The organism is Mesorhizobium sp. WSM4813, from assembly GCF_055811555.1.
On the sequence record NZ_JBVVQU010000096.1, the window covers coordinates 1 to 14,093 of the forward strand.

Genomic DNA, 14,093 nt, shown 5'->3' on the forward strand with positions numbered 1-14,093 from the left:
TCGTTGACGCTGGTCTCTCCAAGCTGCGTCAGCGCTTCGTCAGTCGCCTTTTCCTCTTCGAGCGTCTCCTCGAGCAGTGGCACGGCATCCTTTAGGCCGAGCAGGCCGGCCCAGGTAATCAGGGTGCCATAGCGGGCGATCTCATAGTGTTCGACAGCTTGCGCCGCCGCCACAAGCCCAGCGTCCAGAGCTGGAGCTTCCTTGAATTCCTCCAGTATCTCCTGTCCTTCCTCAATGATGCCGTCGATCGCGGGACATGTCTTTCCTTGTGCCCGTTTGCCGAAAATCTCGAAGACCTGCTGCAGCCGTTCGATCTGAGCCTCCGTCTCGTCGCGGTGCTTTTCGAATGCGGCGGTCAGTTGGTCAGATTCGGCACCCTTGGCCATCTTCTTCAGCGCAGCCAGGATTTTGCGCTCAGCGTAGTAGACGTCCTTCAGTCCGTCGTGGAAAAGATCTTCGAGGCCCTTGGCCTTGCTCTGCGATTCATTTTTCATAGCCATCGTCGTCTCCGCATGTGAGAAACGCGTGTCTGGTGGCACGCGCAGCTTTAACCAAAGTGGGTGCTGTTTGTTCCTTTGGCGCGATCGGCAATCCTCTGTGCCTGGACCTCATCGACACCGAACAAACCGCAACGCCCCTCAGTAGTGCCTCATGCCTACACGGGCCTGGAACGCGCGCCCCTCAGTAGTGCCTCACGCCTACACGGGCCTGGAATGCGAGGGATTGAGGCAGCGCGCAAGCGGCCATTTCGCTGGATGCCAGCGAAAGTGCAACCCGCCCCGGTGTTCCGTGCACGAAAGAAAGCCCGCGCCCTTCGGGAAAAAAGGACGCGGGCCCATTGGGAGTCATCCATGTCGCAGCTGCACGAATGAAACTTTCAGCCCGCGCCGAAGTTCCACACCGAAACAAAAAAGGCCCGCCGCGCCTTCAGCGCGCCAAGGCAACAAACAAAAACGGCAAGCCCGCGCCGAGGGGCTGGGAAGGACGCGGGCTGATCGGAAGGGGTGCATCCGATTTTTCAGGACTAAGCGCAAGTGCTACACGACCCGAAAGCATTTGGCTCGGCCAGGTTCCGGCACGGAATTCAAGCAGCCTGCCGACAAGCCACCGTCCTAACGGTCGTCTCGAAGCGCAATGAAGTTCTACTCGTCCGCCCTCCTGTCACAAATTGCAAAATCGGAGACGTGAGCACTTCAGGTCGATTTTCAGATTGAGCCTCGACCCTTCAGCCGGTCGAACATGCGGCTCATAGCGCCACTCGGAGGGGCGGGACGCACCGCTGCTTCAGCTTGTCGGTGATCGCCACGACACCCGCGCCCGCCCATGGCTGAGTTCTGGAGGAAGGCGTTCCAGAACTTCTATCCCGTCCAGACTCCAGCCGTGCCTGCTTACCACTGGTGAGTTTGCCTTCGGACAGCGGCGCTTAGCCTGCCGTTCAGGAACAACAACGCCCAAGCGAAGTTTGGTGGTCCAGGAGGTAACGACAATGCGCATACTGAGAACCTTCTTTGAATACTTGTGGCGCTCGAACAGCAAGTCGCCAGCAGCCCTTGCGCCGCCCGTCGACGCGATCGTTCGGCTGCTGAAGGAAAAACAAAAACTCGCTAGAAAGAAGGACTAGGTCGACCAGATCAGACTACTGGCGGCTGACCGCGCTGCGACGCAGAACGTGGCGACGGAGCAGACAGCATCACGTGTCACCTTGCCTATCTGCAGCTTGGGACGGATCGGCACCATGATTGCCGATTTTGTGCCGGGATGCTTGAGGTCTAAGGTCGACGGTGTGCATGAGTTTCTGGATAGCAACCGTCGAATGATTGCTGAGCCTGAGAACTTGGGGTCCATCTGATACCGAGGCATTTGGCCAAAGTCTAGCAACGGGCAATTGGAATGCCGACCACAGATGCCTACCCTACTATCGACCAGCCGCTGCCGTTTCGTCCCAGAACGAATCCACAAAGCCGTAGCGCCCCCAGGTTCGCGGCTTTCTCAGGAAACCTCGCAATGCACGCATTGCTAGACAGTGCGGCACTCTATTCTCATGGCGCACGATCCGATCACACGCTGGGGGCAAGGCAACGGATTGCCGCTTTGCGACGTTGCTGAAAGCCGAGCGCCGGTAACTGTGCCGTCCCAACGGAACGCCGGGCGCGTCGCGGCCGGTTTGTCCCAGGATCGGAAGGTGAGACGTGGATAGAGAGACCTGCAATGCCGGAGAGGCTGAACAACTCGGGCATTTTGATCGCGCGTCTGCGAAACAGTGCGAACTTGCAACAGGAGGAGAAGGCGACACACCGCCGGCTGCCGCGGTAGCTGCGGCATTGATCGGCGCTTTGGAAACCACTCGAAATTGGGACATGCTCCATATCGCGAGTTCCGAACGCAGTGCCGCTGACATCACACAGGCATTGCGCCACTTCCTCCCAGCAGCTGACATCCTGTATTTGCCGCCGTGGGATTGCCTGCCATACGACAGGGTGTGGCCCACTCGCGCCACTATGGGACGGCGGGTCAGCGTTCTTCATGCTGTTGTGGCCGCTACGAAAAGACCCCGCATCACGGTTACTTCGGTCGAATCTGCCCTGCAGAGAGTACCGCCTCCCTCGGTAATCGGCCAGGGTTTCGCCACCCTGCAGATTGGGCAAAAGGTGGACCCGAGGGCACTTAAGGTACTGGCTGAGAGAACTGGATATGTTGTCGACGATCGGGTCGACGAACCAGGCGAGATAGCCATCCGCGGCGATCTTATCGACGTTTTCCCCGCTGACCGTGACTGCCCTATTCGTGTTGTACTGGGGGTTGGCGGCGCCATCTCCGAACTGAAGACATATGACCCAATCACTCAACGAAGCGAGCGATCGCTGCACAGGGTAATAGTTGGCCCGGCGTCCGAGCTCATGTTGGAAGCTGGCAACGAGTTCGACCCTGCAGCGATGCGCACGATCCCGATGGAGGAACGTCTAGTCTCGCTCTACTCCGACTTGCCGGCGCTTTTCGATGTGGCATCAACAGCTTCCATCTGCTTCCTGGATGGATTGGAAGAAATCTCGCTCGCTCGCGTTTTGGACCTCATAGAGGACGCGTGGCGCGGCAGGCGGCAAGTATCCGCGATGGCGCGGCCCGCGGCGAAACAATTTTATTTGTCGCGTGAGGAATGGGACGACTCGCTACGGGATCGCGATTGCCTGCGTCTTACAATCCCGGTTGGCCGAATTCCCAAATTCTTCCACCTGCCGCGAGCCGGGCACGAATTCGCCGAGTTCGCCCAGGCGCGCGCAAGCTCGGGGTTTGGTGTGGTGGTCACAGGCGAAGCTTCGGAACTGCGCCGAGCAGAGCGGCTGTGCGACCGTAAGTTCGGTCGCAAGATGGACCCCGTCGCCGATTGGCCGCAAATTCTCTCTGTCGAAAGAGGCTCTCTTCTCAAGGCGGAATTCGATCTCACGGAGGGCTTTGTCGACGAACCATCCCGAATTGTGGTCATTGCGGCAGCGGATATATTCGGCCCGTCATCGACTGCAAACGCGGGCTCCGGCAGCGGCATTGTTGAACCTGACCTGCAGCTCGGTGATCTGGTTGTCCACGAAGACCATGGCATAGGCGTCCTTGCCGCGATCGAACAAATTGAAGTGGCTGGCCTGCAACAGGATGTCGTGAAGCTTGAATATCTTGGCGGCGCTTCCTTGCTGGTTCGAGTGGAGGAGTTTGGCCGTATATGGCGCTATGGATCCGAGCCAGATGCGATAGCCTTGGACCGACTAGATGGTGAAGGCTGGAAGAAGCGGCGCAAGTCTGCAGTCCGCGAGATCGACAAGGTCGCCAAGCGGCTGGTCGCCATTGCGAAGGCCAGGTCCAGCCAGTCCGCCGAATTGATCAAGCCGCCGCGTGCCGACCTTGCTCGCTTCGCGGCGCGATTCCCTTACCCCGCGACCCCCGACCAAGCCGCCGCAATCCGAGCCGTGATGGATGACCTGTCCTCGGGCAAAACGATGAACCGGCTGGTCTGCGGCGACGTCGGCTTTGGAAAGACCGAGGTGGCGCTTCGGGCGTGTGCTGCGGCCGCGCTTTGTGGCAAGCAGGTTGCTATCGTTGCGCCCACCACGGTGCTCGCGCGTCAGCACTACGAGACGTTCTGCCGGCGTTTCGCAGGGTTCAACATTCAAGTTGCTCACCTTTCCAGGGTGGTCGGATCGACAGAGACAAGGAAAGTGAAAGACGGTCTGAGAAGCGGCAACATTGCAGTCGTCGTCGGGACCCACGCTGTTGCGGCCAAAGGGGTGGTTTTTACCAATCTCGGACTGCTCGTAATCGACGAAGAGCATCGGTTCGGGGCCAAGCTGAAGCAATCACTGCGAGGGTTGGCGCCATGCCTCCACACTCTGACCATGAGCGCTACGCCGATACCCCGCACGCTTCAATTGGCGATGGCGGGCGTGCAGGAAGTCAGCGTCCTAAACACACCACCAGCCAAGCGGCGTCCGGTTCGCACCATCTTGGCTCCTTTCGATGCCGGTTCGGCCAAGGTTGCTCTATTGCGCGAATACCGCCGCGGAGGACAAAGCTTCTTTGTCGTTCCACGCATAGACGACATCGAGACTGTCGTTGAACAACTGGGCAGGCTGGTTCCGCAGCTCTCGGTGAAGATCGCGCATGGCGAAATGAAAGGGCGTGAGCTGGACGAGATAGTTGTCCGGTTCGCCGCGGGCGAAGGCGACATTTTGTTGGCCACTGACATCATCGAAAGCGGACTTGATATACCGCGGGCAAACACCATTCTCGTTTGGCGGGCTGACCGTTTCGGACTTGCACAACTCCACCAGCTTCGGGGTCGTGTAGGCAGAGGAAGGGTGCAAGGCATTGCACTTCTCTTGACCGAGCCAGGCAAGGAATTGGCTGACGCCACAAGGTCCCGGCTTTCGACTCTTGTAGCTCTCGACCGGCTTGGCTCTGGCCTGGCCATCAGCCAAAGGGACCTCGACCTGCGCGGCGCCGGCGATCTTTTCGGCGAAGAACAGGCGGGCCACGTCAAGCTGATCGGCGTCGGGCTCTATCATCGACTGCTCGAGCGAGCCTCATCGATTGCTCGAGGCGTGCCCGGCTCTGACACGCAACTTCCGGACATCAATTTGCAGGCCGGAGGGTCATTCCCAGAAAGCTATGTGCCGGAGCCAGCCATACGCCTCAGCCTGTATTCGCGGTTGTTCCGCATGACCACGCACTTGGATATCAATGCATTTGCCGACGAGGTGGAGGACCGCTTTGGAGCCATGCCGAGCGAAGTGGCCACGCTGCTGGAGGTAAGCCGACTGCGAATAGATGCAGCGGAGTTAGGCTTGAGCAAGGTCGACGTAGGACCCGAAGCAATTGCGATCACCTTTCGCACAAAGGTCTCCGCATCAGTCCGGCAGAATCTTATCGGGCTGGACTGGTTCGAATTTCGACGTGGCCGCTTGATCTGCAGGCCGTCAACCAAACACGGCATTGCAAAACTCGAGGTTCTACGAACCGTGATCGGTTCTATTCGCTCGGCAAGTGAGTGACAATTTCCCCATATGACCCAGTTGCGAAGCAAACGCGATCATCGAACTATGCTTAGAAGCGTCAGCCGCATGAAGAACCTCATAAGCGACGTGCTCGACCTGACGCGGAGTAGGCTCGGCGGCGGCATAAATCTCCACCTAGAATACGGCCGTGATCTGGCACCAACTTTGAGAAAGGTGGTCGACGAGCTTCAGGTTGCCTACCCCGATCGGGTCATCGATGACCATTCGACCTGACCGAACCGGTTGATTGTGACCACGAACGCCTTGGACAGCTACTATCCAACCTCGTCGGGAATGCCCTGTCTTATGGTGCCGCGGGCATGCCCATTAAGGTCGAAGCCACCACCCGAGACGGCGAACTCCGGATATCCGTGTCTAATGCCGGAGAGCCCATTCCGCACGAGACAATGCAGCGCCTGTTCCAGCCGTTCTACCGAGGGGGGCCCCGATCTAGCCCTCAAGGTCTCGGGCTGGGACTCTACATTGCTTCGCAGATCGCTCAGGCACATCGCGGCACACTGTCCGTGACCTCTGATACTGACCAGACGGTGTTCACATTTGTCATGCCGATTTCCGTCGGAGGATGATCATGCCCTCGGCCTCGGCAAAGCGGGTGACCGGGCACGCTGGGCCTCGATGCCCAAGCCCAAGCGTCCTTGCCGTTGTGTTGAGACACGATAGTAGGCGACTGCGCTTGGCATGTTGCTAATCCTTGGTGTGTTCAAACTGCAGACCACCGTTTGCAGTGTGCTCACAGGGCGGCAAAAGCCAAGTACTTTCATTGAAGCAGCTTCGAACCAAAGATTTCCGTGCACGTCCGCCACAAGATTAGTTCGTCGCACGTGGAACTTTTGTCAGGCGGAGCCCTTCTCCACGTTGGAACAGGAGGAACCAATGGCAAATCTCGGAAAACTAGCGATCGCAATGCTTGGGCTTCTGGCTTACCAGAATCGCGACAAGATCGGAGACATGATCCGTCGCGCACGAGAGCGCGATCCCAATAACCCGCAGGGCGGTATCGTGGACCAGTTGTCTAAGGGCGTGTCGGGCACAGCTCTAGGCGACATCCTTGATCGGTTCAGAACTGCGGGTGCAGGCGCGAAGGTGGACTCTTGGGTTGGCACCGGGCCGAACGACCCGATCGAGCCACGCGACGTGGAAATGGCCATAGACGAGGAGACGCTCACTGCTCTTTCTACGCAGACTGGCCTATCGCGGGAGGAGCTCATTGCCAGGATCACGCGAGATCTGCCCGAGGCTGTCAACAGGATGACGCCAAATGGTGAATTGCCAGCTGAGCCGACGCAAGGCTCGGATCAGACGACCCTGCTCGACGACGTGGCCCGGGATACGACCCAGTCTAAGGCAACTGATCAATGATCCGGGCCGGCGCGAGCGAAAGTTTAGAATGACTGCCCTGGATCGAGGAGACCTGATACGTCGCAGCCCTTCAAAGCCGGGGAAGGGCGGGCAGGGCTTTGGCGAGCTTAAGGCAGCGAAGGCAATTGACGAGTTGGATCTACTGGCCGGTCTACTCGATTCTCGCTGGCGAGTTCCCGGCACTCCAATACGGTTTGGAATGGATGCCTTGGTCGGCCTAGTCCCTGTCCTGGGAGATGCAGCAACAGGCCTGGTTTCGGCTTACATCGTTTTACAAGCCCGAAACTGCGGTGCTGGAAATGGGTTGATCGCCCGCATGTTAGGGAACGTGCTGCTTGATACGGTCGTGGGAAGCGTTCCTATTCTAGGCTCGATCTTCGACGTATACTTTAAGGCTAACAAGCGTAACATCAGGCTCCTTCGCCGGCACCTTCAAATGTAAGCCGACTGCCATTGCGGTCAATATCGCTGCCATTGAGATACCCTCGCCGATGTCGCCTATGGCGCGGGCCTGCGCGTATCGGAGGTCGCGCACCTCAAGGTCGATGATATCGACAGCACACGCATGCTGATCCGGGTCGAACATGGCAAAGGACGCAAGGGTCGCAACACCATGCTCTCGCCGCAACTCTTGGAACTGCTGCGGCTGTGGTGGCGCGAAGGCAAGCGGCGCGGGGTAATGCTTCCGCATATGCCAGCGCGGTCGCCAGCTTGTGAAGGGTCATGGTAGAACCGCCTTGTCCGGCGGTCACAGTTTGCTTGGTAAAGACGTAGAGCCCGTAGACTTGCGAGAAGCTGTGCAAGAGGTGGTTGCGCTATCTTGGGGCGAACTCGAGCGAAACCGGGTGTCAGTTCGTACCAAATTTGCCGACGGACTTCCCTTGCGGGACCGGGTCCAGATCGCGCAGGCGATTCGGAAGACGGATTGATCGGGTTCCAAGACTGGCGAGAGACCGCCTCTCCGTTTCAGCGGCTCTTCCAAAGAGATTTCCGCCTTACTCCATCAATTTGGGATATAGTCTGGAGAACAGGGCAGCCCCCGCAGCCGAAGAGGAGAAGGGGCGTGGATATCCCGGCATGGCTACTTAGCCTCGGCCTGCAGCAATACGAGCCGGCTTTTCGCGACAACGACATTGAAGCTGATACGCTTCCCCAGCTTACGGCCGACGATCTCGTGGCGCTCGGGGTCACATCGATTGGTCACCGCCGCAAGCTGCTCGCCGCCATCGGCGCCCTGCGCGCTAGTTCGGATACAGCGGCCACCTCGACCAGGAGGTCCCTGGCGGCGGTCCCCGGCACAGCCCCGCCGCTTCCAGAGGCTGAGCGGCGGCAGCTAACGGTCATGTTCGTTGACGTCGTCGGCTCGACGGCACTCGCAGGCCGCCTGGATCCGGAGGACATGCGCGAGGTGATCGGAGCCTACCATCGCAGTGTCGCTGACACAGTTGGGCGCTACGGCGGCTTCGTTGCGAAGTATATGGGCGACGGGGTCCTGGTCTACTTCGGTTGGCCACAAGCTGATGAAGCCGATCCCGAGCGCGCTGTGCGCGCCGCCTTGGCTACGCTGGAGGAGGTCGGCCAGGCCGTGTCAGCCGGCGAACGGCTGGTCGCTCGCATTGGTATAGCCAGTGGTCTCGCGGTCGTCGGCGACTTGCTGGGTGCCGGGGCCGCACAGGAGCAGACGGTAATAGGCGAGACCCCAAACCTCGCCGCGCGCCTACAATCCCTCGCTGATCCTGGCTGCGCAGTGATCGACGCCCAAACACGGCGGCGCATCGGCGGCTTGTTCGAGTGCCGCGAGCTTGGCGAATTTCATCTCAAAGGCCTGTCTGGCGCTGTGTGCGCGTGGCAAGTGCTTGGCGAAGCCTTGGTTGAGAGCCGCTTTGCGGCAATGCACGCGGCCTCCCTCTCGCCGCTCGTCGGGCGCGATGACGAGCTCGATCTGCTGCTGCGCCGCTGGCAGCAAGCAAAGGACGGCGAAGGGCAGGTAGTGCTCATCTCCGGCGAGCCCGGCATCGGCAAATCCCGCCTGATAGCTGCGCTCGAGGAGCGCGTGGCCGGGGAGGCGCATCTCAGACTCAAGTATTTCTGCTCGCCGCATCACCGCGACAGCGCACTACAGCCCGTCATCGCACGCTGGCAGAACGATGCGGGTTTCGTGCGCAGCGAGTCTGCGGACGCACGGCTTGACAAGCTGGAAGCCCTGCTTCTCCCACTCGGGGCAACTCGCGAAGAGGTGACGCTCATTGCCGAGTTGCTCGGCGTGCCGGGTGGAGAGCGGTATCCGCCGCTGGAACTCACTTCGGAACGCAAGAAGGAGCAGACCTTCGGAGCATTGAACCGGATTCTGGACGAAAGGGCACGCCTGTCCCCCGTGCTGATCCTGTTCGAGGACGCGCATTGGGCCGACCCAAGTTCGCTTGAGCTATTGGACAGGTTAATCATGCGACTGGCCTTTTTGCCGGTGATGGTGATCATATCCTTCCGGCCAGAGTTTCAGGCGCCTTGGGTCGGCCAGGCCAGCGTAAGCTTGATGGCGCTGAGCCGGCTTGGTCCTCGCCAGGCGACGACGCTCGCAAGTCAGGTTGTCGTCGGTCAGGCGCTTCCGGCGGGGATGCTGGAGCGAATTGTTGCGCAGACCGATGGCGTACCTCTCTTCATCGAGGAATTGACCAAGGCCGTGCTGGAACGCTCCAGTCAGCCCGATGTCGCTGGTTCAGCGCTTTCGGTGCCGAGCACTTTGCAGGCTTCACTGACCGCTCGTCTGGATCGGCTGCCGGCCGCCAAGCAGGTGGCGCAGATCGGCGCCGCACTCGGCCGGGAGTTCAACCATGAGCTGCTGGCCGCCGTGGCGGGACTACCCGAGGCAGCGTTGGCGCAGGGACTGGACGAGCTCGTCAATTCTGGTCTCGCGTTCCGGCGCGGCACGCCGCCCGAGGCGACCTACACGTTCAAGCACGCGCTCGTGCAGGACACCGCCTACGTGAGCCTCCTGCGTGGCACACGCCAGAAGTTGCACGCCCGGATCGCTGAGGTACTGGAAGAGCGCTGGCCGGAGGTGGTCGAAACCCAGCCTGAGCTGCTGGCCCATCACTTTACCCAGGCGGAACTGACCAAGCGGGCTGCGGACTATTGGCAGCGGGCCGGGGAACGCACCTTCCGGCGCTCGGCCGTTGCGGAAGCCGTCGGCCATCTCACCCGGAGTATTGACCTCGTGCGGACCTTGCCCGAGAGCCGGGCCCGGGCAGAGCGCGAACTTCATCTTCAGACTATGCTTGGTCAGGCGTGCATTGCCCGGTACGGCCACGCAGCACCTGAGACCGCCTCCGCTTTCGCCCGGGCGCAGGAGCTGGTAGAGGCCGTGGGCGACGCATCACAACAGTTTCCTGTGCTGTATGGGTTCTGGGCTGTCCAATTCGTACGCATGGCGCTTCCCGAGCAGCAGAAGCTGGCCAGGCAAATTCTCGCCTTGGCCGAGCTGCACCCAGACCCGGAGCGGCTGTGCTTGGCGCACCGGATGTGCGGCGCGACAGATGAGGTGGGGGGCGAGCTGCTCGCCGCCCGCGAGCACCTCGAGTGTGCCGTTGTGCTGTACGACCCGGAACGGCATGGTTCGACGGCCTTTGTTTTTGGCCAGGACCTTGGCGTGTCCGGGCTCGCCCACCTGACCTGGGTGCTGTGGCTGCTGGGCTACCCGGATCAGGCATCCCGCCGACAAGCCGAGGGATTGGCCTTAGCCCACCGGGTCGGCCATAAGAACACCCTCGGGTTTGCCCTGATGTACAGCGCGCTGGTGGGGGCTTTTGGCCGCGACGCCAGCGCGGCCGCGGCGCATGCGGCGGCGTTGCTGGAGCTGGCCCGGGAACACAAGTTGGATCAATGGGCCGCCAGCGCGACGGTGGTCCAGGGCTGGGCCATGGCTCGCCACGGCCAGGAGGCCGCCGGGATAGAAGCGATCCAGCGCGGGCTTGCGGATTGGGGGAAGAGCGGCGCGGCGTGGATGCGTCCGTTCTTCCTGGGCCTGCTGGCCGAGGCTTGTGCCCTCTCGGGGGACATGCAACGGGGGCTCGGTGCACTGGATGAGGCTCTGGCAGTGGTCGAGGGGACAGGGGAGCGTTGGCCGGAGGCCGAACTGCATCGCTTGCGCGGGCAGCTTCTGGCAGCCCTGCCAGACGGAAGACCAGATGAGGCGAGCGCCGCATTTGAGCACGCGATCGAAATCGCCCGGCGTCAATCCGCAAAGTCCTGGGAGCTACGCGCTGCCACCAGTCTCGCCCGGCTCTGGCGCGAGCAGGGCAAGCATGCCGACGCACGCGATCTGCTCGCGCCGATTTATGCGTGGTTCACCGAGGGATTTGAGACATCGGACCTCAAAGAGGCTAAAGCAATGCTCGACAGCCTGAGGTGAATAGAGTCCATGCCTGTCCGCCGCCAGCCATCCGCGACCTTCTTGCTGGTCGTCGATCCTCTGCGGTATCGCCCGGCCCATGGCCGCGGCGAACGAAAGGATGCGCTGGGGCGATTTCCTTCCACTCAGCCAAGTACTCGGACGGCCGCCACATCCGGACATTGCGTATTAGGGCTGCATGCGCCTGCGCAAGGCAGTCAGAGTAATCGGTGCATTACCAGCGTGCCACGAAGCCCAGAACCGGATGCTCGAAACCTTGCGGAACCGTTCCCACAACGTCGACCCGAGATGACGCCAAAGCTTGACCGCGCGTTCGTTGTACTGACCACGCAGTTGAACTGCATGGCTCGGAAGCCTCGAGCAGCCGCACGCCCCAGAGAGTGCTGACACATCGCCGTTGCAACGCCCCGGCCGACCGAGTCCGGCGCGGTGATATAACCGCAGTTGGCTATGTGGGCACCGCCGCCCCGGAATCAACGCTCCAGGTTCTGCGACCTGGCCCGGAAGCTTCTTCCACGACCTCCCAGGCACGTCCTATGCGGAAGTCCGCGACAGGCGCTGGCACATCCCGAGGCACAAATCCCCATAGGCAATCGTCTGCGGCCCGCCAGCGCTGCCAGCACCGCCTGACGATGCCGACCATCCCGGCAATGTCCGCCTCCGGAACACCATAGCCTGCCAGCGCCTCTACCTGACGGCGATGAAAAGCATCGGGCTGATGGCTGGGGCGGGCCATCTCAGCTATCTCCGTTTCCGATGTGCTGCCTCGCCTTCGAGATAGGTGTGTCTTGCCCCGAAGGGGCCGTGTACCCGGGGGATTTGGCGAAGCCGCGGGTCCGGCTGGGATCGGGGTCCATCCCGAACCTGAACAGCCACAAGCCGCACGTGCTGACAGGACACTCCCGAACCTCGGCGGGTTGATAGACGCAGCAGTCCAAACATTTGTGGCGTATCGCCTGCAGGATGGCTGTCTTGGTGGTCATGGCTTGGTCCCGATCCGCTCAAGCTTTACCTCGGCAAAGCTGCGGCCATCGCCCTCCAGGATCGCCATGCTGCCTGTAAACGCCTGCCAGCGCAGGACCGCGACGTCGACATAGGCTGCGTTCAGTTCGATCGCGTGACAGCAGCGGCCCATCATCGGACGCCGCATGCATTCGACGGGTTTTTGCGTGCCGTGGCCCGTGTCTGACTTCCTATGCGGAATGGCCCAGACGGTGGTCTGCTTGCGATCGCCCGCCCAGTGGCCTTTCTTGCCCTTCCTGACGGCATACCAAGCCGGCTCGTGCTGCCAGTGGTAGTCGCCGCGGCCGATGACCAGGCGGGTCTTGTCCCAGATGATCTGAGAACGGACGGCAAAGCCGCTGGCCTCAAGGCTTGAAGCGACCGTGGCGGCATGAAGGGCGCCAGCAGACATACATCACATCTCCCGGAAACAGCGCCCATGCCTCGCCGGGTGGCAGGACGTGATTGCCCGGGATCGTCCTCTGCCCGCTATCCTGCGCGCGGCGATCCTGATCGAGGCCTGGTCTGACATGAGGTGCTGCAGCATTCTACCTGGTTTGGGCCGCTGCTCGTGGCCGCGCTCCTGCGGCAGGACGGCCTTGCCGCCCACCATTTCGCCTGCCTGCATCTCGGGGCCAAAAACATTCCGCGCGAGCGAAGGCGGGCGCGCAATCGCAGCGACCGGTTGCTGGCTTCGCTCGACACAATCCACTTGGCGGCACTGGCTGGCCTGAAGGAACACGATCGACCGGGGCTCGCGAAAACCAGATCGAGCGCTGGCTGCGCGAACACCGCGCGGGGGCTCGAAACTTCCCGACCTGGTCGAGCTGGTGCTCTCCCGTCCGATTGTCTCCAAGGTATGATCCAGGAGATGCTAAAAGTCTCGAGCAGAGCGCGCTCAACCTCGTTGGCGAGCTCAGCCTGCGCGAGAACAATTGCGGTTAATGGCCGGTTAATTCATTCCTAGGGACGTCAGATCCCCAATCCATTTCTTCCTTAGAGTGGAGGTGAGAGGTCTTTGAACCTCGTTTGCAGATTCGAAGCTTGGGTTCAGTCGCCTGTACGCCACCAGGGCTTCCTGGGCTTCAGCGTCCCGGTTGAGCCGAGCGTAAACCACGGCGAGCAGCGGGTTGGGCTGCAGGTTTCGCTGCGACTGTAACGCTTGCAGCGCCATGTCGTCCCGACCATCCAAGTAGTGCGCCCAAGCCAGGTTGCGGTGGTACCAGTCAGGTGGTCTTGGATCGCGACGGATCGCCTCCTGCAACCACTCGATCGCTGTTTCGATTTTCCCAGCATTTGCAAGTAATTCAGCGAGGTCGGCACGCGCGGAGGCGTCGTACGGTGCCATATGGATCGCCACTTCGATTTCATTGATGGAGCGCGGAAAGTCATCCTCACACCATTGCGCAAGTTTGGCCGACAGCCAGTGACTTAACCATTCCTCGTAGCGCGACTTCCGCGGAGCCGTTTCGACCTCCCGGCCGAGTGTGCAAGCGGTTTCCAAGTTTCGAACTCGATCCCCATTCCCGGCTTCGGCCGCATACCTGTAGATGAAGGCGAGACTGAGTTTGAGGCGCACGGAGTTGGGGAACCGTGCGAGCCCTTCGTGCCATACTTGCAGCGCCTTCGAATGCGCTTCAGGATTGAATCTAAGTGAGAACTGTTCACCTCGCCGGACATAGTCCTGCTCTAGGCCGTGTGGACAGTTACCGCAACCATAGGACAATAGCCGCGAGAGTGACAACGGCGCGGTAATTGCGGGC

9 protein-coding genes and 2 pseudogenes are annotated in these 14,093 nt (G+C 60.9%); 8 read left to right on the plus strand and 3 right to left on the minus strand.

Annotated elements, in window-relative coordinates:
• Positions 1-500: YciE/YciF ferroxidase family protein (locus AC0L25_RS31105; protein ID WP_473598970.1), on the minus strand; the 500-nt coding region annotated here is incomplete at its 3' end.
• A 1,689-nt stretch (positions 501-2,189) separates the two neighbouring features.
• Between AC0L25_RS31105 and AC0L25_RS31110 the strand changes: the two genes are divergently transcribed.
• The 7 genes and pseudogenes from AC0L25_RS31110 to AC0L25_RS31140 all read left to right on the plus strand — a co-directional run bounded on the left by AC0L25_RS31110 (position 2,190) and on the right by AC0L25_RS31140 (position 11,328).
• Positions 2,190-5,537 carry a DEAD/DEAH box helicase gene (locus AC0L25_RS31110; RefSeq protein WP_473598971.1) on the plus strand — a complete coding sequence of 1,116 codons (3,348 nt, stop codon included), beginning with the start codon at positions 2,190-2,192 and terminating at the stop codon, positions 5,535-5,537.
• Positions 5,538-5,606: 69 nt separating this feature from the next.
• Positions 5,607-5,774: a hypothetical protein gene (locus AC0L25_RS31115; RefSeq protein WP_473598972.1), complete on the plus strand. Its 168-nt coding sequence runs from the start codon at positions 5,607-5,609 to the stop codon at positions 5,772-5,774.
• Positions 5,771-6,127: a sensor histidine kinase gene (locus AC0L25_RS31120; protein ID WP_473598978.1), complete on the plus strand. Its 357-nt coding sequence runs from the start codon at positions 5,771-5,773 to the stop codon at positions 6,125-6,127. The genes AC0L25_RS31115 and AC0L25_RS31120 overlap by 4 nt, the downstream gene beginning before the upstream one ends.
• Positions 6,128-6,434: 307 nt before the next feature.
• Positions 6,435-6,920: a YidB family protein gene (locus AC0L25_RS31125; RefSeq protein ID WP_473598973.1), complete on the plus strand. Its 486-nt coding sequence runs from the start codon at positions 6,435-6,437 to the stop codon at positions 6,918-6,920.
• A 28-nt stretch (positions 6,921-6,948) separates the two neighbouring features.
• On the plus strand, positions 6,949-7,362 hold the full coding sequence (locus AC0L25_RS31130; RefSeq protein ID WP_473598974.1) for a DUF4112 domain-containing protein: 414 nt from the start codon (positions 6,949-6,951) through the stop codon (positions 7,360-7,362).
• A gap of 51 nt (positions 7,363-7,413) precedes the next feature.
• A pseudogene (locus AC0L25_RS31135) lies at positions 7,414-7,626 on the plus strand (tyrosine-type recombinase/integrase); the annotation flags it as partial.
• Between the two features lie 357 nt (positions 7,627-7,983).
• Positions 7,984-11,328: an AAA family ATPase gene (locus tag AC0L25_RS31140; protein WP_473598975.1), complete on the plus strand. Its 3,345-nt coding sequence runs from the start codon at positions 7,984-7,986 to the stop codon at positions 11,326-11,328.
• Between the two features lie 979 nt (positions 11,329-12,307).
• Here the strand turns inward: AC0L25_RS31140 and AC0L25_RS31145 are convergent.
• Positions 12,308-12,776: pseudogene (locus AC0L25_RS31145) on the minus strand (DNA methylase); the annotation flags it as partial.
• A gap of 125 nt (positions 12,777-12,901) precedes the next feature.
• Between AC0L25_RS31145 and AC0L25_RS31150 the strand changes: the two are divergent.
• Entirely contained in the window at positions 12,902-13,297 is a 396-nt protein-coding gene (locus AC0L25_RS31150) for a DUF1612 domain-containing protein (RefSeq protein WP_473598976.1), read from the plus strand.
• Here AC0L25_RS31150 and AC0L25_RS31155 read toward each other — a convergent pair.
• Positions 13,283-14,093 (minus strand): tetratricopeptide repeat protein (locus tag AC0L25_RS31155; RefSeq protein ID WP_473598977.1); only part of this gene is annotated, 811 nt, incomplete at its 5' end. The genes AC0L25_RS31150 and AC0L25_RS31155 overlap by 15 nt on opposite strands.

Bases quoted from the DNA above. Each gene is read 5' to 3' on its own strand.
- AC0L25_RS31125 (WP_473598973.1), top strand. From the start codon at position 6,435: ATGGCAAATCTCGGAAAACTAGCGATCGCAATGCTTGGGCTTCTGGCT.
- AC0L25_RS31115 (WP_473598972.1), top strand. From the start codon at position 5,607: ATGAAGAACCTCATAAGCGACGTGCTCGACCTGACGCGGAGTAGGCTC.
- AC0L25_RS31130 (WP_473598974.1), top strand. From the start codon at position 6,949: ATGACTGCCCTGGATCGAGGAGACCTGATACGTCGCAGCCCTTCAAAG.